Source organism: Bdellovibrio sp. (genome assembly GCF_047637665.1).
In the GTDB taxonomy this organism is placed as follows: Bacteria; Bdellovibrionota; Bdellovibrionia; order Bdellovibrionales; family Bdellovibrionaceae; genus Bdellovibrio.
The window spans coordinates 232507-254540 of the sequence record NZ_JBLJBT010000019.1; the positions used below are offsets into that span (position 1 = coordinate 232507).

Below are 22034 nucleotides of genomic sequence, written 5' to 3' on the forward strand. Positions count from 1 at the left end.
TCGAGAGTATCCTTATAAAAATAAGGATTTACTAATGAACGGACGTATTCTCATCTATCGTGTTTTTGATATTGGTAAAGACGTGGACCTTGAAAAAGTTCAGGGACTTTTTGAGGCCTCCACCTCCGCACAACGATTCCGCCTGAATCGCAGCTCCAAAGCCATGATCATCAATAATGCGCCCTTGTCGTTAACCATAGAAAACTCGAAATACGATGCTCTTGGACATCCTCTTGATCTTGAAGTCACGGTCAAGATCTGGCACTTCGGCGCCCTTTCCCTGACCCTATCCTTTGAGATTCCCGAAAAAATGGACTGGAATAGATTGGTGGAGTTGGGAAACTTCTTGGAGAACGACGCCAATCTTCACGCTCTTGCCAAAAAACGAGTCGAACAAATCGTGATCGGCATGGGACCTGAACGTATGAAAAGCATCGATTGGGAAACCTACGAAGACTATGCCTGCTATTTCTTCCGCAAAATTGACGGCTGCGAAAAAAATGCGATGAAGGTGTTCGAACTTCATGATGTCTTTCGCCTGATTCTTTCTGAAAACAATGCGACCTTGTCTGAACAAATCAAAAAGACCATCTACGACAGCACCTTCCAATACAGCCAAGATGACCTGGCGGTGATTGACTGGAACTCGGCCCTCATCATCGAACCCTCGGGGTCTCTAGATATTGTCGACGTGATTGAGTTCTCACTGTGTCAGCTTTTAGAAATGCGCTACTACGATGACTTGTTAGATGAAAAGCTGACCTATCTTTATACCTCCCTGGAAGAGAAAAGCTCAAATATCTTCCAAAACCACTACACTCGCTTGTCCAAAGAGGCGGCGCGAATCTATTTGGATATTTCAGATACCGTGGAAAGTGTTGAAAATAGCATGAAGGTCGTGGGGGATTTCTATCTTGCCAAGATCTTCCGAGCGGCCTCACAGCGCCTTCGTTTTACAGATTGGCGCGACAGTGTGGACCAGAAGCTGGCAAACTTAGCACAAATTTCGCGATTGTATGTGAGTGAATCCAACGAAAAAAGGAACCAGCTTTTAGAGATCATCATCATTGCTTTGATCGCTATCGAAGTGGTTCCTCTTTTTATGAAATAAGCAGAAAACTTAAGCTTTCTGCAAGCGGACCATATTGATTTTAATGCCTTCGCGAAGAAAGATCTTTTCGAAGGCCGTTTCAAAGTTCTGCGTTTTCATCTCTGAATTGTGCAGATCTTGAGTCTCAAATAAAATCTTGTAGGGCGACTGGCGAATTTCATCCATAGCCCATAAGAAATACTCTAGTGAATCTGTCTTAAAGTTGATAAAGGATCCCGGCTTTTGCAGACGATGCAAGATCTCAAGATTTTGCTTACAAACAAAACGGTTTTTCGGTTTCTTGGGCGACGTCCAAGGATCTGGGAAATGAATATAAACATTGTCAATTTCGCCTTCGGAAAACAGCTCATCAATGTTGAAGGCATGATAGCGGGCTATCGCCGCATTCTTGCATCCCGCTTTTTCCGCACGACGAATTGATTGAATCAAAGGTTTATATTTAAGCTCCAGACCGACCAACAACCGCTGAGAGTGCGTTTGCGCATGATGAGCAAAATAAGTTCCGTTACCAGTTCCGACCTCGACATCCATAGGCCAAGAGGATTCCACCTTGAAAACATCAGAACGCCACTTTCCCTTATTGTGAGGCGCACGAAGCTCATCAAAAGCAATATGGGAATACTCCCCGTTTAAAGCCAAGGTGTAGGCATTTTGATGAGGTAAATCTTTAGTGATATTAATTTGTCTGCGAGGAACCGGAATTGTCATAGGCTTCTTGATTAGTCGGACGAGGGCCTTCGGTCAAGCTTTTCACCGTAAAGGGGCGAGCTTCCTGAAAGGGGGACACACGAATAGGACAATTCTCCACGTCGCAGATTGAGCAGTAGGATTTTTTACAGGGGTCTAAATGAAACGCCAATTCCCCATCAAAGTTATAGTCGCGAACCACGCCATCCTCAAAAGCATGCTCGACCTCATGAACGTGAGAAATATCCCAATATTCTGGCACCACCAAATGCGCATCCACATGGTGAAAACGACCTGAGCGAATCGTGCGTAAGTGATGAATATCGATAATTCCAGGATGGCGATTTTTATTTAAGGACTCCGCCAAGTCCTCCAAGACCTCTTCATCTTGTTCGTCCATCAAGATACCCAAAGACTCACGCACAATCTTATACCCTGAATAGGCCAACTGAAGACCCACCAAAATCGCAATCACCGGATCAAGCCACTGAATTCCAGTCAGCAAAACCAAACCCAGCCCCACCATCACGCCCGCCGTCGTCAAGACATCCGACATCACGTGAGCACCACTGGCCTTTAAGGCCTCCGAGTGATGAGTCGTTCCAACATGTTTTAAATAAAAACCCAGGGCCATATTCAGCAACGCCGCTCCGCCCACAACCAAAAGACCTATCTCAAGCTGTTGGGTGGGTTCGCGGTAAATCAAAGCTTTCAAACTTTCGCCAATAATCATGATCGCGGCGAAAAAAATCATTCCCCCTTCAAAAGCCGAAGAGAAGTTTTCCGCTTTCCCATGTCCATAGGGGTGTTCAGAATCTGCAGGTTGAGACGCAAAACGAATCACAAAAAGAGCCACGGCTGCGGCAATAACATTAACAATACTTTCTAAAGCATCCGACAAAACCGCCGTGGAACCCGTCAGTTTGTAGGCCCCAATTTTCAAAACGAAAATCAGAAAACTAGCAACAGCCGAAATCCATGCGGCTCGGTTGCGCGTCTTATCAGATAAATTTGTGATTGAATCTGCCATATAAGAGGGTTTTCGTTGATCCCCTCAATTTCGTCAATAGTTATCCTGCGGCCTTGCGGCGATTCTGTGCCGCCGTCTTAAGCTCCACAACCGGAGCGGCTTCAGGTTTGTAGTGGCATACCTTATTACGCCCACCCCGCTTAGCATCGTAAAGAGCATGGTCTGCCCGGCGCACAAGTTCCCTGGCGCTGATATTCTCTCCAGGAATCGTGATGGCAAAGCCGACAGAAGCCGTCAGCTTGATTTGATCGTCGCCATTTTTAAAAGTCGTCTTTTGAATGTTCTCACGCAAACGCTCACAGAAATAGGTGGCTCCTTCGTGATTCGTTTCCGTCAAAACAACTAAGAACTCATCCCCACCGTAGCGCGCAGGAATGTCAATATTACGAGTGTTCGCACGAATGATCTTGCCCACTTCGGAAAGAACATAACTTCCAAAAAGATGGTCATGACCGTCATTCACGGTTTTGAAATAATCCATATCCATCATGACAACACACACGTCACGGTGGAAGCGACGTCCCCGCTCCATCTCAAAATCTAGACGCTGATACAAGGACCGCATATTGTAAAGACCGGTCAGGTCGTCGGTATCCACAAGCTCTTTGAGCTTTTCATTGGCAAAAAGAAGCTGCTCATGCAGATCGCGAATACGCAGCTGAGTGCGAATGCGCGCCAACAACTCCAAAGGCACGAACGGCTTGACGATATAGTCGTCAGCCCCGGCATCCAAGGCTTCAATAATGGCTTCTGTACTGGAGTTTTCAGAAACAAACACACAAGAAACATGAGCCAATCTTTCGCGAATGGCCTTAAGAATGCGCAGGCCTGCCATCGAAGGCGCCATCCAATCAAGAATGACCACATGAGGAATCCAAGAGTCGATCAGCTTATGGGCTTCCGTGTCCGAGGTCACCCCTCGGGCATCATAGCCTTCCCAGCGCAGAGGTTCTAATAGAATCTCTAAGCTGTCTTTATCATCGTCAATTACTAGAATTCGACGACTTTTGGGTTGTTTAGTGCTGACTTCAAAATTCATCTTACATACCAGTGTAACTTCAGCCTTTCTCATCGGTTAATTTGTGGAATTTATTTAGGCTGATTTCTAACCTATGGCCTTGCTAGACCTCGCCCTAAGGGAAAGTCGCACTGCCAAGCCACCTTCTGCTGGACTAGGCTTTGCTCCAGCCAGAGAAGCCGCGTTGGGGGGTTCATAGACGTTGAACTTCAAGAGGAAGTTCGTTATTAAAAGAGCTGGTGTTTTTTGTTCTAAGAAGGATGTTGTTGTATGAGTTTAAACTTCACCGAAATTGAAGCAAAGTGGCAGAAAAAATGGGCCGAGCAAAAGGCGTTTCAAGCTGAGACAAAAAGCTCGAAGCCGAAGTACTACGCCCTGGATATGTTTCCCTACCCTTCGGGATCGGGGCTGCACATCGGCCACATGGCGTCCTACACTCCTGGAGACATTGTCTCTCGCTACAAGCGCGTGAATGGTTTTAACGTTCTTCATCCCATGGGTTACGACGCTTTTGGTTTACCCGCAGAACAATTCGCCATTCAAACGGGAATTCACCCCGCGATCACCACCCAAAAAGCGATCGAAAGCTTTCGCAAAACATTGCAGTCTTTTGGGTTTAGCTTTGATTGGAGCCGTGAAATCTCCACATGTGAACCGAACTACTACAAATGGACCCAATTTATCTTCTTGAAGCTCTATGAGCGCGGTCTTGCTTACCAAAAAGAAGTCCCCGTGAACTGGTGCCCGGCCCTGAAGACGGTTCTAGCAAACGACGAAGTCATTGATGGAAAATCCGAGCGCGGCGGTCATCCTGTGATTCGTGTTCCCATGAAACAGTGGATGCTGAAGATCACAGACTATGCAGAGCGCTTGTTAAATGATCTCGACAAAGTCGATTGGCCCGAAAGAACCAAAGAAGCACAAAGAAACTGGATCGGAAAAAGCGAAGGGGCTCGTGTCACTTTCAAAGTGGCGGGAAATTCCGATAGCTTCGAGGTTTTCACCACTCGTCCTGATACGTTGTTCGGCGTCACTTTCATGGTGATGGCACCCGAACACCCTTTGGTTAAAAAAATCACTTCTCAGCCCCAGCACTCGGCGGTGGAAGAGTATATTTTTGAAACATCGAAAAAATCCGAAGTGGATCGCAAAGCCACCACCGAAAAGACTGGAGTCTTTACCGGAGCCCACGCCCTTCACCCGATCACCGGGGATAAAATTGAAATCTGGATTGCCGACTATGTTTTGATGGATTACGGCACCGGAGCCATTATGGCAGTTCCGGGGCACGACTCTCGCGATTTCGAATTTGCGACGAAGTTTAACATCCCTATAAAACGCGTCCTAGAAGGGGGAGAGGCTCTTCCTTTTGAGGGTGACGGAACTTTAATCAATTCTGATTTCCTCAATGGTCTTTCCAAAGCTGATGCCATCAAAAAAATGCTGGCTCACCTAGAAGCACAAAAATTAGGTGTGCGCGAAGTTCAATACAAACTGCGCGACTGGTTGTTTAGCCGTCAGCGCTATTGGGGCGAACCGTTCCCGATCGTGCACTTTGCCGACGGATCCCGTGGTGTGCCCGTCAACGAACTTCCCGTGGTTCTTCCCGAAGTCGCGGACTATGAACCGGCAGATACAGGCGAAGCTCCTTTGGCTCGTAATGCCGAATGGGTTCACTACAAATCCCAAGAGGGCAAAGAGGGCCGCCGTGAAACTGACACAATGCCTGGAGCCGCAGGATCTTCTTGGTATTTCTTGAGATACATTGATCCTCACAATGACCAGGCCCCCTTCAGCCCTGAAGCTGAAAAATATTGGATGCCGGTGGACCTCTATGTCGGTGGTCCTGAGCACACAGTAGGGCATTTGCTTTACTCTCGCTTCTGGATGAAGGTTCTTTTTGACTGTGGACTTGTCACTCACGATGAGCCGTTTAAAAAATTGGCCCACCAAGGGATGATCTTGGGACCCGATGGCGAAAAGATGTCGAAATCCCGAGGCAATGTGATCTCCCCTGAGGATATTGCAAAATCCCATGGCGCCGACGCTCTTAGAACCTTTATCAGCTTTATGGGGCCCGTGGATAAAGACAAACCTTGGGCGCCGACGGGAATTGACGGGGTGAAGCGCTTCTTGGATCGCATTTCCCGACTGATCGTCACCGACGAGGGACAGTATGTCGCGACTCAGGCTGCCGCCCCCGAAGACATTAAGAAATTAGTTCACAAAACGATTAAAAAAGTCACAGAGGACATCGAGTCGATGAGCTTTAATACAGCCATTAGTGCCATGATGATTCTCGTCAACGAGCTTTACCGAGCCGAATGCCGCTCGGAAGAGGCCTTAAAACCCCTGGTTCAAATCCTAGCTCCTTTTGCTCCCCACTTAGCTGAAGAATTGTGGGAAAAAATGGGCGGAGAGGGACTTTGCTCTTTGGCTCCATGGCCAAAATATGATAGTACCCTCGTCGCTGATGACACTGTAACAATCGGCGTGCAGGTGAACGGAAAAATGCGCGGCACGATCGAAATTGGGGCCAATGCTTCTGAAGAAGAGGCTCTGGCTGCGGCGAAAGCCGTTTCCACGGTTTCCTCAGTTTTGGACGGAAAGAATCCCGACAAGGTGATTTATAAAGCCGGAAGAATTTTGAATTTGATCGTTAAATAATTGGGTTCTTTTACCGAAAAGGACCCCGAACAAAGAACTAGGGGTCCTTCACCGGGACCCTAACTAAAAAGGGTTGCTCAAAAAGGTTCAGCCACAAAGCGCAGAGCCTTTTTCAACAACCTGGAGTGAGGGCCAAAAGAGATGTCTAATTGGAGTCCTGAAAAGAGCGCCGAGCTGTACGGGATCAACAACTGGGGCAACGGTTATTTCAGAATCAACGGAGCCGGCAATGTCTCTGTCACTCCCATGGGAGCCAACGGTCCCTCCGTGGATTTGTTTGAGCTGACTCAGGATCTTTTGGACCGCGGTATTCGCGTCCCCATCATGATCCGCTTCCCTGAAATCATTAAATCTCGCGTAGAACTTCTAAACGGCTGCTTCCAAAAAGCCTTCGCCGATCATGGTTATAAAGGCCAGTACTGCGGAGTTTATCCGATTAAGGTGAACCAGCAACGCCACCTTGTCCAAGAACTCGTAAAATACGGAAAAGGTTTCCGCATGGGCCTTGAGTGCGGTTCAAAGCCAGAACTTCTTGTGGTTTTGGCTTTGATGAACACCGAAAACGCCCTCATCATTTGCAATGGTTTTAAGGATGCCGAATACATCGAGACGGCCATTTTATCTCAGAAGCTGGGACGAAATACCATCATCGTGGTAGATCGCAAGGAAGAGCTTAAAATGATCATCGATGCGGCGAAGAAGTTTAACGCTCGCCCTAAGATCGGCTTCCGCGCAAAACTCAACACCCAAGGCGCCGGCAAATGGGTGGACTCTTCAGGAGCCCGCTCGAAGTTCGGCCTCACCGCCGTTGAAATCGTCGAAGGCGTCGAAGTTCTTAAAAAGGAAGGCATGTTGGATTGCCTTGAACTTCTTCACTACCACATTGGCTCTCAAGTTCCTGCCATCCAAAGCATTAAGTCCTCTTTGAAAGAGGGCGCACGCTTTTACACAGAGCTTTACAAAATGGGTGCGGGCCTTAAATACATCGACGTCGGTGGCGGACTTGGAATCGATTACGATGGCTCCGGCCACTCTGACAGCTCGGTGAACTATTCTGAGCAGGAATACGCCAACGACATCGTGTCTGTCTTGCAAACCCTTTGTGACGAAAAAGAAATTCCTCATCCAAACATCGTGACAGAGTCTGGCCGCTTTTTGGTGGCCCATCACTCGGTCCTTGTTTTTAACGTCATGGGCGTGAACGACCTTCACCGCCATGAACCACCTCGTCCTGCATCGAAGACAGATCCTTCGATCATGCAAGACATGCAGTACATCTATGAAAAGGTGAATAAGGATAACATCAACGAATGTTTCAACGACCTTGAACAAGCCAAGCAAGAAACTTTGCAGCTTTTCACCTATGGCGTATTGACTCTTGAACAACGCGCTTGGTGTGAAAGCATGTACTTCGCGATCGCCACAAAGATGGTGAAACTTGCCAAGACCGTGGCCGACACCGAAGACATCATTGCCGCTCTTTCTAAAGAACTCTGCGACACCTATTTCTCGAACTTCTCGGTGTTCCAGTCCGTTCCCGACTCTTGGGCCGTTGGACAGCTTTTCCCGCTGATTCCTATTCATCGTTTGGGTGAAGAGCCCACTCGCGAAGCGACCTTGGCGGATTTGACTTGCGACTCGGATGGCGTGATTGAAAAATTCATCGATACCGAGTCCGGCGAACCTAAAGAGACCGTGCGTTTGCACCAATTTACAGATGGTCAGCAGTACTATCTAGGTGTGTTCCTAACGGGAGCCTACCAAGAGATTCTTGGAGACTTGCACAACCTCTTTGGCGACACCGATGCGGTTCACATTTCTTTGAACGGCGTGGGTTATACAATTGATCACTACGTCCCCGGCGACACTGTAACGGAAGTTCTTTCTTACGTTCAGTACGGTCGCTCTGAGATGGTCGACAATGTTCGCCAAGCTACAGAAGAAAGTATCCAAAAGGGCACAATCACAAAACAGGAAGCCAAACTTCTGATCAAACATTACGAAGAAGGCCTCTCCGGCTACACCTACCTCGAAGAGGCTGAGTAGAAGGTACCGGCATTTCTCGGACACATTCAAAAGTGATCAAAAAAAAGAGGCTCCCAGATGGGGGCCTCTTTTTTTTATATCGAATTATGCCGAGATTAAAACAAGTCTATAAGCAGATACCTACATCTTGGCGTCGAAGGCGTCGCGGACGGCGATACCGATGTTGATCAAAAGGATCAAGGTGATGAAAAGAGCCGTCAACGGTCCCCACACCAACCACTCAGCAATGGTAAACCACTTCTGAGCTTGCGCCATAAGTTCTCCCCAGGAAGGAGTCGGAGGCGTCAAACCAAGGCCCAAATAATCAAGCATGGAAAGAGTGTACACGTTTCCAGAAATTACAAAGGGAGAGAACGTAATGATCGGAGTCAAACCATTCGGAAGAATGTGTTTTGAGATGATTCTTTTGTGATCAGCCCCAATGGCTTTCGCCGCTTCAACATATTCACGCTTACGCAAAGATAAGAACTGCGCGCGCATGTAAGCCGAAATTCCCGTCCACGCAAAACACGCATAAAACGCAACCAGCATGGGTAAAGACGGGGTAAAGATCGAAATCATGGTGATCAAGACGAACATGATCGGAGTACTTTCCACGATCTCCACAATACGCTGACCAATAAGATCCGTCTTACCGCCCAAGTATCCCATCAAAGAACCAAGGGTAATACCAATCAAATAAGCCAAAATCCAAGCACCGATCGCAAACAACATTGTATAGCGGAAACCATACAACAGACGAGTCATCACATCCCGCCCACTTTCATCCGTTCCAATCCAATTTTGCTTGGTTGGAGGCGACGGGTAAGTCTCGACGGTTTTATTGCTTTCGTAGGCATCCCACTGAATGATTGGCCATACAGCCCAGTCATTCTCTCCAAGCTCTAGACTTCGGTAGTCCATGACGTAGATATCTTCACGGCCAAAATCCGTCGGGTGATAGTCTTTAACCAGAGGGAAATACAATTTCCCCTGATAACTTAAAATGTGGGGATGATTGTTAGCCCAAAGCTCTGCCGTAAAGCTGAAGAAGAACATAACAAGAAGAACCCACACCGAAATAACGGCAACGCGGTCTCTTTTAAAGCGTTTGTAGCGCTTAAGTGTGAGTTCATTTCGAATAAAATATTTCTGAATTGGATCCATCATTTGAAGTCAATCCTTGGATCGATAAGAACGTAAATGATATCGCTGAAAATACGACCCATCATCAAAAGCATTGAAGAGATGAAGGTCAACCCCATGATCACGTTATAGTCACGAGACAATACGGATTGATATCCCAAAAGGCCGATACCATCCAGATTGAACATCTGCTCAATAATCAGAGATCCCGCAAGGAAGGCACCAAAGAAGCCACCCAGGCCCGTCGCAATCGGAATAAGTGCATTTCGAAGGGCGTGTTTAAAGATGACAACTTTTTCAGACAAACCCTTAGCACGTGCCGTACGAACATAGTCCGACTTTACAACGTCCAACATCGAGTTTCTCATAAGAACAGAAAGCTCAGTGAACCCACCGATCATGTAACAGATCAAAGGCAGAACAAAGTGGTGCAAACGATCCGTGATTTTTCCCCAGGTCGTAAAAGATTCGTAGTCATCAGACTGCAAACCGCCCAAGGGAAACAAATTCAGCTTACCCGCCAAAACCACAATCAAGAAAATACCTAAAATCAGTGGTGGGATCGAATACGTGAAATTCAGAATTAAAGTGGTGATACGGTCAAAACCCGACCCCGCTTTGATTGCCTTTCTCACGCCGAGAGGAATACAAACAATGTATGTGAGGATCAAAGAAGCAATACCAAATTGCAAAGAAACCGGGAACTTACTTTTGATCACATCAATCACAGGTTCTTGGTAAGTGAAGCTTTCGCCAAAATCCAAGCGGCTGAGATTTTTTAACCAAATGAAATAACGCTCATGAATGGGCTTATCGAAGCCATATTGCTTCTTAAGAGCTTCAATAACCTCTTCGTTCACCGACGTGTCACCACGACTGTTGACGCTAGCAGCTCCTCCGCCGCCCCCGCCACCGCCAGCCGCACCAAAGCGGATGGCTTGCAGCTTCTGCTCAATGGGGCTTCCAGGAGCTAAGTTAATTAGCACAAAGGTAACGAGCGTGATCCCGAAGAATGTCGGGATCATCAACAGCAATCGGCGAATCAGGTAGATGATCAAAGCCCTACTCCCAAACTTACATCAGACGGATTAACGAAAAAGAGGAGAAGCCTATTGAGGCTTCATCCACCAGTAGTCTGTACCAATTTCGTACTTAAATGTCTCGCCAGGAGTGCCTATGCGTGAAGAATTTGCATAGAACACAAACTTATCGTTGAACAAGAAAGCGTAGGGAGCATCTTCAGCGATCTTCTTGTAAACTTCCTTCAACTTAACAACACGTTTTGCTTTGTTTGGCTCAACGCGAGCTTCGTCGATCAACTTATCAACTTCAGGGTTTTTGTAGGCGATAAAGTTAGATCCACCAGGAACCGCACCTGAAGAGTGCCAGATTTGTTTAGGATCTGGTTCTACAGAACCGCCGCCCCAAGCCATCGTCACAGCATCGAAGTTTCCTTCATCAACCAATTTCAAGAATGAGTTCCACTCAAGATATTTCAACTCCATGTCGATGCCCGCTTTTTTGAGGTCTTCGCGGTACAAAGTCCAGTATTTCTCAACATCTTTATTTGGATAGATCAATGTGAACTTAAATTCAGATTTCTTGCCATTCGCGTTCTTCTCAAGGACACCGTTTTTATCGAGATCCGTCCAGCCTGCTTTAGACAATAACTCTTGAGCTTTCTTCGGGTTGAACTCAATAGCTTTGTTGCCAGGATTGAACTCAGAACGGATGTAAACCGCACCGTTCGCCAAATCAGACATTCCGTAACGGAACTTTTTATTCATCTCTTCACGATTCAGAAGGTGAGCCAAGGCAATACGAACGTTCTTGTCTTGGAAAAGCTCTTTACGGAAATTCCAACCTACGAAACCGTAAGATTTCGGAGCGCTGTTTTCAACTTTGTGTTTGATAACAGTTTTGCCCCAAGGAGCGCCTTCTGTTTTCTTCATGAAGGCTTCGATACGAAGATCGATATAGTCCAACTCACCTTTTTTAGCGCGCTCAAGTTGAACGTTCTCATCTTTGTAGAAACGCATCGTGATAGAGTCAAAGTTGTAAGTGCCCTTATAAACAGGGTCATTCACGCCCCACCATTTGTCGTTCTTTTTCAAAGTGATCAACTGACCACGATCAAATTTCGCCAAAGAGTAAGGACCAGAACAGATAAGCTGTCTGTTCATTTTTTTAGATTTTTCAACATCGCTGTAGATATGCTTTGGAATCACAGTCAAAGTCGCCGCCGACTCGAAATTTTTGAAGTACATATCTTTTGCAGTGAACTTGATGGTATGAGCATCAACAACCTCTGCCTTTGCCAAACCTTCGTAGTATGGACGAAGATGAGCGGCTTCATACTTAGGTTCAAAGATCGCATCAAAAGAGAACTTCACGTCTTCAGCTGTCACGGGTTTACCGTCATGGAAAACAGCGTTTTTACGAAGGAAGAAAGTAAATGTTTTGTTGTCTTTAGAAACTTCCCACTTTTCAGCCAAACGAGGCTTCCAATCGTAGGTCTCAGAGTCACGAGTCAACAAACCTTCGCAAACGTAATTTTGAACATCACGGCTGTAAGCGTCTGTGCTAGTGATGGGGTGAACTGTCGGTGGTTCTCCGCCCAAGTTAATAACGAAATTACCGCCTTTAGGTGCTGCTGCATTTGGTGCAGTTGCAAGAGCGGGAGCTGTCAAAGCTGAGCTCAAAAGTAGAGCTAGGAGACCCTTCATATTCATTGTGTTTCCTCCAAAGAATTTCGTAGGGAATTTAAGTAGTTCCCAAAGTGGGCTTAAAATGGGTTATGCGAGAAAAATAATCAAGTTATTGCTCGATTGACGCCGCGCTTAAATGTTATATACCCTAGTCATTCTTAAGGAGAAAATAATGTCGGAAAAGACGGTGAAATTCGATCCCACCACCACCATTTCTGCCGAGTTCGGAATCTTCGGCATTCCTATGACCGAGGAGGAGTCCAAGGTCGTTTTAGTCCCCGCCCCTTGGGAGGTCACAACCTCTTATGGCGAGGGCGCTTCGCGAGGCCCTCAGATCATTCGCCAAGCCAGTGAACAGATTGACCTTTTCGACATCGAGGTCGGCAAGGCTTATGAAGTCGGGTACTTTATGCGCGAGTTCCCCGAAGACCTCTGCAAAATGAACGATAAATACAAAAGTGTCGCCCAAGAATTGATCGAAATGCGAACAAACCTCAGCGAGGATGAGGCCAAAATGAACTCTCTGGCTTCCCAAGTAAACGAGGCCTGCGAAGAGATGACCCAATGGGTTTATGACCAATGTTCTGATGTCCTAAAAAAAGGGAAGCTTTTAGGCTTGGTCGGTGGAGACCACTCCACTCCTCTCGGGGCGATTCGGGCCGTGAGTGACCAATACAAGGGGGACTTTGGTGTTCTTCATATTGATGCCCACGCGGATCTTCGTAAAGCTTATCAGGGTTTTAAACAATCCCACGCCTCCATCATGTACAACGTGATGACGGATGCAAAGAAGCCCAAGAAGCTGGTCCAAGTGGGCATTCGTGATTTCTGCGAAGAAGAATATGACTTCAGCAATTCTCGCGAAGACATCCACACGTTTTATGATCTTGAACTGAAGCGCCGTCTTCTTAAAGGCGAAAGCTGGGAAAAAGTCTGCCAAGATATTATCAAAGAGTTGCCACAAAATGTTTACATCTCTTTTGATATCGACGGGCTTGATCCGGCGTTCTGCCCTCACACAGGAACTCCCGTCCCTGGCGGCTTAAGTGTTGATCAGGTTTTCTTCTTGTTCCGTGAAGTGCATAACTCTGGAAGAAAAATCATCGCATTTGATTTGAACGAAGTTTCGACAGGCGGATTGGAAGAGCACGAAGTGGAATGGGACGGCAATGTTGGCGCCCGCATTCTCTATAAAATGTGCGGTTGGTTGGTGAAAAGCCATGCTTAAGGTCTATGAATACGCTAAGTGCTCCACTTGCGTAAAGGCTCTTAAGTTCCTCGATGGAAAAAAGGTTCGTTATGAGAAACTGCCCATTGTGGATAAAGCGCCCACACAGAAAGAGCTCAAAGAAATGCTGGCCGCTCTTAAAGAAAAGGGTGGCAACCTTAAACATCTCTTTAATACTTCCGGCGTGATGTATAAGGAAATGAAGATGAGCGAAAAGCTTCCCACTTTGTCGGAAGCTGAGGCTTTAAAGTTATTGTCTGAAAACGGCAAACTGGTAAAGCGCCCCTTCGTCATTGGCGACGACACTTATCTTGTCGGATTCAAAGAGGACGAGTGGAAGAAAGTCTTCTAACGACCTCCAGCTCTTAAACTATAAAAACCCCAGCGAAGAAGTCTTCCCTGGGGTTTTTTTAGGTCTTAGGGTGGCGACGATTGTGTGGAGGCTTCGGTAAAGATTCATCCTTATTCATCTTGAAGATAAAATAGAGCCCCACAAAAATAATCGCTAAAGATAAGATCACAATCCATAGGCTGATCATAAAAACCTCCTTTAGCAGTCTTATATTGCCACAAAATAAGGTTACCCATAATCCTGGATTGTCAGAAATCAGGTACAGCCCAAAGCAAGGCTGCACCTCTTAGTTAGAAACAAAGAGTGGCGCCGGTTTCAGGGCTACAGCCATTCCAGAATGTCTTTTTGCATGACGCATTCTGCGGAGTTTTCCACTGACCTTTAGCCATACAAGACTGCCAATAAACACTTTCGATATCTGAGGCTTGAGCATCAAAATCAGAAATCATTTCTTTCAATAGATCGCGCGCTTGAGCTTCCGACATATCCAGCTTTGTCGCCATCGCTGCGATTGATTCTGACTTCGGAAGACTTCGATTGCTGATCGCACGAATGTCTTTCTCAGAAAGACCGACACGCTGAAACGAGTTCAATCCTTCGCTAGAAACTTGCGCAAAAGCTGTTTGAATTTGTTCCGCCGCGGAAAGACTGATTTGGTGTCTTTGCGCAAACTCCACCACCGCTGGATCTGTTTCCAGGTTGAGTTGAGTGGAGCCTTCGTAGCATCGATATCTTCCGCATTCACGATAACGTGGAGGACGACGATCATGGCCGTGATGATGGCCATCCCCGTTGGAGCCAATGCCAATGCCGATGGCAACCCCGATAGCTCCTGCTGCAATATCCGAAGAGTCACAGCCTGTATTACAAAACAAGGTGGTGATCAGAAGCCCTGATAAAATAATCTTCTTCATAGTGGTCCTTTCTTTTAAAGCAATGCCTCTTTGACACTGCCGATTGAGCACTGGCCCAAAGAAGCAACGATAGTGCCAGGAAAAAATGCACCACTTTGAAAGGATCTTAGATAGCGAATTTCAGTTGCGGCGAGTTATCTTCGGGCTCCGATTTCTTTTGAGTGCCCAGGCGAACTCCTAAACCCACAAGACGAACTGGAGAAGCCCGTCGATTCCAAGCTTTTTCTAAAAGACGTTCGAAATCTGCAATGGTCGGTATCTCGTGAGTGACCTCTTCGTGTGTTGTTTGTTTGAAATCAAAAAACTTTAATTTCACAACCAAACCTTTGATGCGATCTTGATACTCGCCCTTCTCAAGGCGACGACGGAAATCTTCATAGAGGCCCGGAATCTGCTTGCGACACTCTTCCAAGGATTGCAGGTCGCGACTGAACGTTTCTTCGACGGTCAAAGACTTTCTTTCCCACTCTGTGATGACCGGGCGCTGGTCCTCACCTCGAGCAAACTCATAAAGCTCTTGCGCGCGGGAGCCAAACCAATGATGCAACTCAAACACCGTGTACTTTTGGATATCACCGCAAGTACGAAGACCCAACTCGTGCATCTTCTGTGCTGTGACCTTTCCAACTCCGAAGATTTTTTCTACCGGCAATTCCTTCACAAAAGCTTCAACATCTTGGGGACGAACCACAAATTGACCGTTGGGCTTTTTCCAATCACTGGCAATCTTCGCTAAAAACTTATTCGGAGCCACCCCCGCTGAAGCGGTCAGATGAAGTTCAGTAAAAATCAAACGGCGGATCTCTTGGGCAATCAAGGTCGCACTGCCCCCAAACTGTTCACACTCTGTCACATCGAGGTAGGCCTCGTCTAAAGACAAAGGTTCAATCTTGTTTGTGAATCTCTCAAGAATTTCACGCACTTTTCGACTTTCAGTTTTATATAAGTCGAAATGAGGAGGTATCAAAATAAGCTGCGGACACAACCGCACCGCCTGCGACGAGGGCATGGCTGAACGAACACCGAACTTTCGCGCCTCATAACTGGCGGTACATAAAACACTTCGTGAATTGGGCGGCCCCCCGATTCCCAAAGGTTTCCCCTTCAGTTCCGGTCGGTACTTCACCTCAACGGCCGCATAAAAACAATCCATGTCGATGTGGATGATCTTTCTCATTTACACATTATTTACATATCAGAACGGAGAAATCAAGTCGGATCTACTTCCATCTCGACGGGAGTCTGTTCTGCCACAGGCAGGCCCTTTACGGGAGAAAACTTGGCAGAGATAAGCGCATGGGCTTTGTCAGCAATCAAACCTCGATCCTCTTCCGGAGAAACATGAATCTGTTCCAAGAACTCAATCTCTGCTTTCACGGATTTGAGGGTTAAGGATTTCCAAAGCGAAGTCACAAAAGGAATGTCTCCATACCAACAAACATGGTCTCGCCACTTCAAAGAAAATTCCTCACCATTGATTTGGCGAAAATTGACGACCACTGGTTGCAAAGGAACTCCGGCATGAGCCGCAGCCATCATCAACGTCTTTTTAAAAGGCAACACCTGTTCACCGTTGGTGGACGTGGCCTCGGGATAAAGCACCACGCGATACCCGTCCCGCAATACTTTAACAATGGATTTCATTTCATCCAAAATACGCGTGCGACTGCGACGCTCGACATAGATACATCCTCCCATCTCAGTCAGAAGACCAAGAAAAGGAGTCTCTTTCATTTCGTTCGAAGTCACAAATAGCATCGGCGCGCAGGACGCCAACATCAGAATATCCACAAAGCCCATGTGATTGCTGACCAAAAGATACTTTTGATCAGCTTGAGGTTTATTAATCACGGTTAAGTCCAGATTAAAAACCCGCAGAATCCATCCGCTAAAAGCCGCCGTGTTTCGTGAAAACATTTTCAAACGCTTATCAGGATCACGACTGATAAGATGGCAAGCATAGGACCACGCTAAAAAGGCGATAATAATAAGAACAAAAAGTATAAAGCGGTAGGCTCCGCGAAGCCCGTTTTGAATCTCTTCCACAGAGCTCTATTTAAATCTTCTTGGCTCGAAATGGTCAAGGAATCTAAGGACAGTCGACCTCGTTTATGTCCACATATAGAGCGCGAGTGAAGGCACGAGCTTTGCCGGCCCCGATTAAAGTCGCTGCTAAATTACCGCGCAGAATTGCAGAACCACCACATTCGGTCTCAAGCACAGGCCCCTGCTGTCCTAGAGGCTGACTCACTTTTGCCACTTGCTCTTGAGCTTCAACCTCCAAGGCCTGCTTCACGCCTTGTGAGCCCGCCTTAAAAATTTCAAGATCAACACGTGCTTTTGTTTGGGAGGGGTAAGCACGAAGACTAGTTAGCTGATGGGTATTTGATATGACAATTTTCTTTCCTGGAGTTGCTTGCAAAGTCAGTGCGAATGTACAGGCGCCACGCGCCACCCGCTTATCTTCCTCTTTCTTGACGTAAAGTCCTGTGGGAATCGCAAAACGTCCCTCACCAACTTCCATCAGTTCATGAGTTCCGACAGGAACTTCGCAGGAATTTCCGGCAATCTCTACAGCACCTAATCCCAAAGCATAAGTCTGGCTAACAAAGAGAACACTTGCTGCCAAAAATATAACGCCCTTACCCACACATCCTCCTTTAAGTCCCCTGGAAACCTTTTGTCACCAGCTCGGAACCTTAAGAGACACTATTCAAATAAAGTGCCAGGTCATTTTATCCCGTCGTGAGCATGCCGCTGGCAACACCGGTGACTGTTTCTCGCAGAAGTGGAATGTCTTTTTTTTCTAGAGCTAGAATCTGCAACACATTCAAAGGATGAATTAGAGGTGAACGCAGTTGAATGCTGGTTTCCAACCACGGGCGATACCACAATAAACTCTTTTCACCTGAAATTTCATACACTGCCTTTTGGCAGGACTCGTACTCATCCTGAAACTTTCTAAGGAATCCCTTCACGACAACTTCCGGCAAAGGGGAAGAATGTAAATACAGAGCGAAAACTTCCAATTCAATCTTGGCCAAGGTGAAACCCAGTACCTTGATATAAGAACTAAATAAAGAAGACGTTTTAAAAAGATGCTGATATCTCTTTTTTTCCTGGGAAGACAGCGTCTTCCAGAAGCTACCCACACCCCACCAACTGGGAAACAAGGCTCGCGTCTGTGTCCAACAAAGAACCCAAGGAATCGCGCGTAGGTTTTTCAGATTTACCGGTCCTTGTCTTTTGGAAGGTCTTGATCCCAAACGTAAATCTTTTAAGAACGAATAGGGCGTGGCTTTTTCAATCAACGTCAGAAACTCTGGCTCATGCAAAATCCCCTGATAGGATTTTTGTACAAACTCTGACATTCGCAGAAGATCTTTTTGTGCATGGCCCCCCAGCTCACGAGGCTCACCTCCCTCATCCCGCGCGAAGGTGAATCTTTCGATTTGTCTTTTTAAGATTTCGGGGGCAGCGTAACTTCTATAAATCATTTCACCTTGGACCGTCACCTTGATGGTCTCTAAAGCGGATGTAGGCCACCACTCGGTTTGCTCCTGAATGGAACCTCCACCTCTCTCTACACTGCCTCCCGAACCATGAAAGAAGATGGGAGTCAGCTCATAAGAGCGAATGGTTTTTTCTAAGCCCTGAATGGCTGAGGAAATTAAATATCGAGACGGAAATGCACCATTTTCTTTGGCAGAGTCCGAATAACCCAACATCACTTCAAATTTCTTCGACCAAAGTTTTTTAATCAGATTTCGACGTCGCGAATTTCCCAGAAACTCTTCAACAATAGCAACAGAGGATTCCAAGGCATGAGCACTTTCAAAAAGTGGCACCACGGGCAAACGAGCCGTTCCCAGGTACTTTTCCACCAACGCGAGGCCTGCGGCGATATCCTGAGCCGATTCCGTCTGACTCAGAACAAATCCTCTCACATAAAATCGTGGATCGTGATCAGGAGAAATTTTCCCCAGAGTTTTCAACATTCTTGAAATGGCAAATTTGTTCGAAGAATGCGCCAACGCTTCTCGCACCAAAGAACTGTCTTCGCGCAACTCCAGCGGCACGACCAGCCCCGGAAAGGCCTTCATCAGGTGACGGATATCCATCAAAAGAACCGACTCCGCTTTAAAGAGCGCATGATAGCTCTTCGCAAGTTGATCCAAAAGATTTTGCAACGTCTTGATTTTTAAAGAATCCCCGGCCTGAATCTTTCTCAATTGAAACAAAGATCGTTTGACGCCTTTAGCGACAAATAACATCTGCTGCAACTTCTTCTTATCACGTGAGGCGGAATGAGCCAGGGGAGTTAAATCATCGACAAATATTTGAAATCGCTCACTGACAAAACGAAGCAGGAAGTCCCGAGCCATCTGCAAACTTCCCAACATGGTTTTTTCATCAACTCCCGGATGCCCGTCTTTATCTCCCCCAACCCAAGAGCGTATATAGAAAGGTAACATCTGCCTTCTTTGCGCAATGAAAATCTCGAGAATGTCCTTTTGCAAAGCCAACGAGTAAATGTATTCAGCCTCGTCCATCACTGAAGGTTTTCTTTGTTTGGACATCGGAATACGCCACACCCATTTTAAGAGTGTCTGCAAAGACGGTGTGTCCGCCTCTTCCGCGTGATCTAAATGCTTTTCTAAAAGATCTTGAATCTTTTTAAAGTAATAAATGATGTCGGGGCTTCGCGACTCCGTCGGATGGGCTGTCAGCACATGAATGATTCGACCATACTGATGAGATGACTCTGCAGACGGCCCATGTTTTTCCTGTTTTAACCGCGATGTGCGATACGCCGCCTCGCAAGAGTTGATAAGCTCTAGCATCAAGGAAAAAGAATGAGCGATATAAAAGCGGTCCTGGGAAGACAAGGATGCCAGTTCATTTTTAAGATCTAAAAGCCCAGCCCGCGTTTGTCCCCTCGCGGATTTCACAAAACGCCGAATGGATTCGATGCGATGAAAGCCCTCCGCACCCAATTCGGACTTAATAACATTTCCGAGTTCCGTGACCGACCAATCAACAAGACTTGTAAGTTCTTTTGCTAAAGTTTGTGCCATACTTCACTATTAAGCAGGCTCACAACATTGGCAACCCTGGCCACGTAAAAAAAGACTAAGCCTGGGCTCCATCCAACTTAAACTTCTTCCACAACGTGCGGTTCAAGTCTTCTCTTTGTAGGATTGTTAAAAAATCAATACATTGAAACTCGCGGTCCCAAGCGGGCTCTCCGCCAATAGAAGCCCCAATTTTCAAATACGCACGACAAAGAGGGGGAAGAAGTTCCTCGGCCTGAGCTCTCTGAGTCTCCGTGAGAGGGCCGCGAACTTCATCCAAAAAATAGTTCAGCATTGGCATTGTAAATGACAAGGACGGGCGGGTTCGAAACTCCGGCAAAATGCGTCCTTCTTCTTCAAAATAGCGGGTCAAAAGAGCTGCATCGCGAGGATCATCCGTTTTGACGGTGGCGCAACCAAAAAGAACCTTCGCTTCCGTCGCAGCCATATATTCCGCAATCCCCCTCCACAAAAGAGAGATCAGAACACCACGGCGATAGTCTTTATGGATACAGGCTCGGCCCAACTCCAACTTAACTCCCGGCTGTCGAAAGATCTGTGACATCACAAATTCTTTGACGGAATAAAAATTGTCTGTGAACAAAGAACAGTTCAGTCGATAGGTCCCGATCACTTTATTGCTTCTTTTTTCTTTAATGATCAGGTGATCACAGTCAAAATCGAATTCGTCGACGTCGACGCCATGAGGGGCTTTTTTTCCTAACATTTCCCTATGAAAAACATCATAACGAAGAGTGAGGGCTTCCTTCAGCTCTTCGGCATCCGTTACTGTCTTAATTTCAAACGGACCCACTTCCGTGCGAAGCTCTACCTTTGCCTTGAACTTATGAATACGATTGAGTCTTAATTGATAAAAAGATTGCAGATTCAAAGACACACGTTCAAGACTGGCGTACGCAAGTGAGTTGATCATCAAGGCCCCTCCCGATTAGATCAACTTCAGTGTAGCTATATTTTGAAAATCAAATTGTCAGAAATCTTTTAGAATTGTGTTGGAATTAAGTCAGCACAAGGCTGCGGCGGCCTAGTTCTATCTAAAGAATCAAGGAGGCCGCTTTGTTCAAACGATCAAAAAGTGATTCCCAACGTTCTCCAGCCTGATGAGACTCTCGATAAAAAAGAATACAGTCCGCCCCCTGGGCTGCGACCTCACGAAGCTTTCCATACAACTCTCGCGTCGCCAAAAGAGGATCTTCGGACAACTTCAAAACAGACCAGGTGTGAATCCCCGCCTTTGGCTTTATAATCTTGATACTTTCAATTTCATCAGGAAGCTCGCCCATCTTTTGATTCACTTCCGTAACGACATCACCGGGCGCCCGCTGAACATCAGTACAAACAATCAGCGGCACTGGTGGCATATAGTGATGTTTCATGTGACCGGGGGATTCTCGTTTATCAAGTTGTTCTACAAACTCAAATTCAAAACCCTTTTCCGAGAGCACCTTTGCAATATCAGATTTCAAAATATGGCCTCGGCGCAGGATGGAAAGAACCACCTTATCAGGCCGATGCCGAACCAGAAGAACCGTCGATTCAATCCCAATCTGGCAATCGCCTCCATCAACGACGAAAACATCTTCGTTTTTAAACTCAACACGCACATGGCTGGCCGAGGTTGGCGAAGTCCGCCCAAACTTATTAGCACTCGGAGCCGCGAGAGGAACCCCGACTTGCTGTAAAAGCTCTAAAGCCATGGGGTGATTCGGCATACGAATGCCCACAGTTTCAAGCCCAGAGGTGATCATCAAATTCACTGAAGGGTCACGAGGCAAAACCAAAGTTAGAGGTCCGGGCCAGAAGACTTCCGCCAAGGCCTGAGATGCCGGTCCCCAATAGGCTGTCACTTTTTTGGCTTGCTCAATGGAGGCCACATGAACGATCAAAGGATCAAAGAAGGGACGCTCTTTGGTCGTAAAGATCTTTTCCACCGCAGAAGGAATATCAATTCGTGCCGCCAACCCATAGACGGTTTCCGTGGGGAAGCCAATGACTCCTCCTTCATCTAAGATATTCTTTGCCTTTGCCAAGGCCTCGGTGGGCGACATCATG

General features: G+C 46.7%; 19 protein-coding genes. 5 read left to right on the plus strand and 14 right to left on the minus strand.

Annotated elements, in window-relative coordinates:
* Window positions 1-34: 34 nt before the first annotated feature.
* Window positions 35-1111: a hypothetical protein gene (locus tag ACM64D_RS06575; RefSeq protein WP_415062397.1), complete on the plus strand. Its 1077-nt coding sequence runs from the start codon at window positions 35-37 to the stop codon at window positions 1109-1111.
* A 9-nt stretch (window positions 1112-1120) separates the two neighbouring features.
* On the opposite strand, the gene trmB is transcribed toward ACM64D_RS06575, so the two are convergent.
* Genes trmB through ACM64D_RS06590 form a run of 3 tightly spaced genes read right to left on the minus strand, consistent with a single transcriptional unit; the run spans window position 1121 to window position 3900 of the window.
* Complete coding sequence (trmB, locus tag ACM64D_RS06580; RefSeq protein WP_415062398.1) at window positions 1121-1819, minus strand: tRNA (guanine(46)-N(7))-methyltransferase TrmB; 699 nt, start codon at window positions 1817-1819, stop codon at window positions 1121-1123.
* On the minus strand, window positions 1788-2828 hold the full coding sequence (locus ACM64D_RS06585) for a cation diffusion facilitator family transporter (RefSeq protein ID WP_415062399.1): 1041 nt from the start codon (window positions 2826-2828) through the stop codon (window positions 1788-1790). The genes trmB and ACM64D_RS06585 overlap by 32 nt, the downstream gene beginning before the upstream one ends.
* 40 nt (window positions 2829-2868) lie before the next feature.
* Window positions 2869-3900, minus strand: coding sequence for a diguanylate cyclase (locus tag ACM64D_RS06590; protein ID WP_415062400.1), 1032 nt, complete (start codon window positions 3898-3900; stop codon window positions 2869-2871).
* Between the two features lie 216 nt (window positions 3901-4116).
* On the opposite strand from ACM64D_RS06590, the gene leuS reads away from it, so the two are divergent.
* Window positions 4117-6513, plus strand: coding sequence for a leucine--tRNA ligase (gene leuS, locus ACM64D_RS06595; RefSeq protein ID WP_415062401.1), 2397 nt, complete (start codon window positions 4117-4119; stop codon window positions 6511-6513).
* Window positions 6514-6654: 141 nt separating this feature from the next.
* Window positions 6655-8559 carry a biosynthetic arginine decarboxylase gene (speA, locus tag ACM64D_RS06600; protein WP_415062402.1) on the plus strand — a complete coding sequence of 635 codons (1905 nt, stop codon included), beginning with the start codon at window positions 6655-6657 and terminating at the stop codon, window positions 8557-8559.
* A gap of 120 nt (window positions 8560-8679) precedes the next feature.
* On the opposite strand, the gene ACM64D_RS06605 is transcribed toward speA, so the two are convergent.
* The 3 genes from ACM64D_RS06605 to ACM64D_RS06615 are packed head-to-tail and all read right to left on the minus strand — an operon-like array spanning window position 8680 to window position 12416.
* Window positions 8680-9708: an ABC transporter permease subunit gene (locus ACM64D_RS06605; RefSeq protein ID WP_415062403.1), complete on the minus strand. Its 1029-nt coding sequence runs from the start codon at window positions 9706-9708 to the stop codon at window positions 8680-8682.
* Window positions 9705-10742 carry an ABC transporter permease subunit gene (locus ACM64D_RS06610; protein WP_415062404.1) on the minus strand — a complete coding sequence of 346 codons (1038 nt, stop codon included), beginning with the start codon at window positions 10740-10742 and terminating at the stop codon, window positions 9705-9707. The genes ACM64D_RS06605 and ACM64D_RS06610 overlap by 4 nt, the downstream gene beginning before the upstream one ends.
* Before the next feature lie 51 nt (window positions 10743-10793).
* Window positions 10794-12416 (minus strand): peptide-binding protein, encoded by a 1623-nt coding sequence (locus ACM64D_RS06615; protein WP_415062405.1) that lies wholly within the window; start codon window positions 12414-12416, stop codon window positions 10794-10796.
* A gap of 148 nt (window positions 12417-12564) precedes the next feature.
* On the opposite strand from ACM64D_RS06615, the gene ACM64D_RS06620 reads away from it, so the two are divergent.
* Together ACM64D_RS06620 and ACM64D_RS06625 are read left to right on the plus strand one after the other, a co-directional pair.
* Window positions 12565-13620: an agmatinase family protein gene (locus ACM64D_RS06620; protein WP_415062406.1), complete on the plus strand. Its 1056-nt coding sequence runs from the start codon at window positions 12565-12567 to the stop codon at window positions 13618-13620.
* Complete coding sequence (locus ACM64D_RS06625) at window positions 13613-13972, plus strand: arsenate reductase family protein (protein WP_415062407.1); 360 nt, start codon at window positions 13613-13615, stop codon at window positions 13970-13972. Before ACM64D_RS06620 ends, ACM64D_RS06625 begins: the two co-directional genes overlap by 8 nt.
* Window positions 13973-14030: 58 nt before the next feature.
* Here the strand turns inward: ACM64D_RS06625 and ACM64D_RS06630 are convergent, their stop codons facing one another.
* The 8 genes from ACM64D_RS06630 to ACM64D_RS06665 all read right to left on the minus strand — a co-directional run bounded on the left by ACM64D_RS06630 (window position 14031) and on the right by ACM64D_RS06665 (window position 22033).
* Window positions 14031-14159, minus strand: coding sequence for a hypothetical protein (locus tag ACM64D_RS06630; protein WP_415062408.1), 129 nt, complete (start codon window positions 14157-14159; stop codon window positions 14031-14033).
* Between the two features lie 103 nt (window positions 14160-14262).
* The gene (locus tag ACM64D_RS06635) at window positions 14263-14886 is read right to left on the minus strand and encodes a hypothetical protein (protein WP_415062409.1); all 624 of its coding nucleotides are present in this window, start codon (window positions 14884-14886) and stop codon (window positions 14263-14265) included.
* Window positions 14887-14992: 106 nt separating this feature from the next.
* Window positions 14993-16063, minus strand: a complete 1071-nt coding sequence (gene dinB, locus ACM64D_RS06640) for a DNA polymerase IV (RefSeq protein ID WP_415062410.1) — start codon at window positions 16061-16063, stop codon at window positions 14993-14995.
* A gap of 32 nt (window positions 16064-16095) precedes the next feature.
* On the minus strand, window positions 16096-16932 hold the full coding sequence (locus ACM64D_RS06645) for a lysophospholipid acyltransferase family protein (RefSeq protein WP_415062411.1): 837 nt from the start codon (window positions 16930-16932) through the stop codon (window positions 16096-16098).
* Window positions 16933-16975: 43 nt separating this feature from the next.
* Window positions 16976-17536 carry a hypothetical protein gene (locus tag ACM64D_RS06650; protein WP_415062412.1) on the minus strand — a complete coding sequence of 187 codons (561 nt, stop codon included), beginning with the start codon at window positions 17534-17536 and terminating at the stop codon, window positions 16976-16978.
* Between the two features lie 85 nt (window positions 17537-17621).
* Window positions 17622-19964 carry a phosphoenolpyruvate carboxylase gene (locus ACM64D_RS06655; RefSeq protein ID WP_415062413.1) on the minus strand — a complete coding sequence of 781 codons (2343 nt, stop codon included), beginning with the start codon at window positions 19962-19964 and terminating at the stop codon, window positions 17622-17624.
* Between the two features lie 55 nt (window positions 19965-20019).
* Window positions 20020-20895 carry a GNAT family N-acetyltransferase gene (locus ACM64D_RS06660; protein WP_415062414.1) on the minus strand — a complete coding sequence of 292 codons (876 nt, stop codon included), beginning with the start codon at window positions 20893-20895 and terminating at the stop codon, window positions 20020-20022.
* Window positions 20896-21016: 121 nt separating this feature from the next.
* A complete protein-coding gene (locus ACM64D_RS06665) occupies window positions 21017-22033 on the minus strand; it encodes an L-threonylcarbamoyladenylate synthase (protein ID WP_415062415.1) in 1017 nt (338 codons plus the stop codon).
* Between the last annotated feature and the right edge of the window lies 1 nt (window position 22034).

Excerpts from the sequence above, each read along its gene's own strand:
- ACM64D_RS06585 (WP_415062399.1), bottom strand. The coding sequence starts at position 2,828 with ATGGCAGATTCAATCACAAATTTATCTGATAAGACGCGCAACCGAGCC.
- dinB (WP_415062410.1), bottom strand. The coding sequence starts at position 16,063 with ATGAGAAAGATCATCCACATCGACATGGATTGTTTTTATGCGGCCGTT.
- ACM64D_RS06660 (WP_415062414.1), bottom strand. The coding sequence starts at position 20,895 with ATGATCAACTCACTTGCGTACGCCAGTCTTGAACGTGTGTCTTTGAAT.
- ACM64D_RS06630 (WP_415062408.1), bottom strand. The coding sequence starts at position 14,159 with ATGATCAGCCTATGGATTGTGATCTTATCTTTAGCGATTATTTTTGTG.
- leuS (WP_415062401.1), top strand. The coding sequence starts at position 4,117 with ATGAGTTTAAACTTCACCGAAATTGAAGCAAAGTGGCAGAAAAAATGG.
- trmB (WP_415062398.1), bottom strand. The coding sequence starts at position 1,819 with ATGACAATTCCGGTTCCTCGCAGACAAATTAATATCACTAAAGATTTA.
- ACM64D_RS06620 (WP_415062406.1), top strand. The coding sequence starts at position 12,565 with ATGTCGGAAAAGACGGTGAAATTCGATCCCACCACCACCATTTCTGCC.
- speA (WP_415062402.1), top strand. The coding sequence starts at position 6,655 with ATGTCTAATTGGAGTCCTGAAAAGAGCGCCGAGCTGTACGGGATCAAC.
- ACM64D_RS06635 (WP_415062409.1), bottom strand. The coding sequence starts at position 14,886 with ATGAAGAAGATTATTTTATCAGGGCTTCTGATCACCACCTTGTTTTGT.
- ACM64D_RS06655 (WP_415062413.1), bottom strand. The coding sequence starts at position 19,964 with ATGGCACAAACTTTAGCAAAAGAACTTACAAGTCTTGTTGATTGGTCG.
- ACM64D_RS06605 (WP_415062403.1), bottom strand. The coding sequence starts at position 9,708 with ATGATGGATCCAATTCAGAAATATTTTATTCGAAATGAACTCACACTT.
- ACM64D_RS06615 (WP_415062405.1), bottom strand. The coding sequence starts at position 12,416 with ATGAATATGAAGGGTCTCCTAGCTCTACTTTTGAGCTCAGCTTTGACA.
- ACM64D_RS06665 (WP_415062415.1), bottom strand. The coding sequence starts at position 22,033 with ATGATGTCGCCCACCGAGGCCTTGGCAAAGGCAAAGAATATCTTAGAT.
- ACM64D_RS06575 (WP_415062397.1), top strand. The coding sequence starts at position 35 with ATGAACGGACGTATTCTCATCTATCGTGTTTTTGATATTGGTAAAGAC.
- ACM64D_RS06590 (WP_415062400.1), bottom strand. The coding sequence starts at position 3,900 with ATGAGAAAGGCTGAAGTTACACTGGTATGTAAGATGAATTTTGAAGTC.
- ACM64D_RS06625 (WP_415062407.1), top strand. The coding sequence starts at position 13,613 with ATGCTTAAGGTCTATGAATACGCTAAGTGCTCCACTTGCGTAAAGGCT.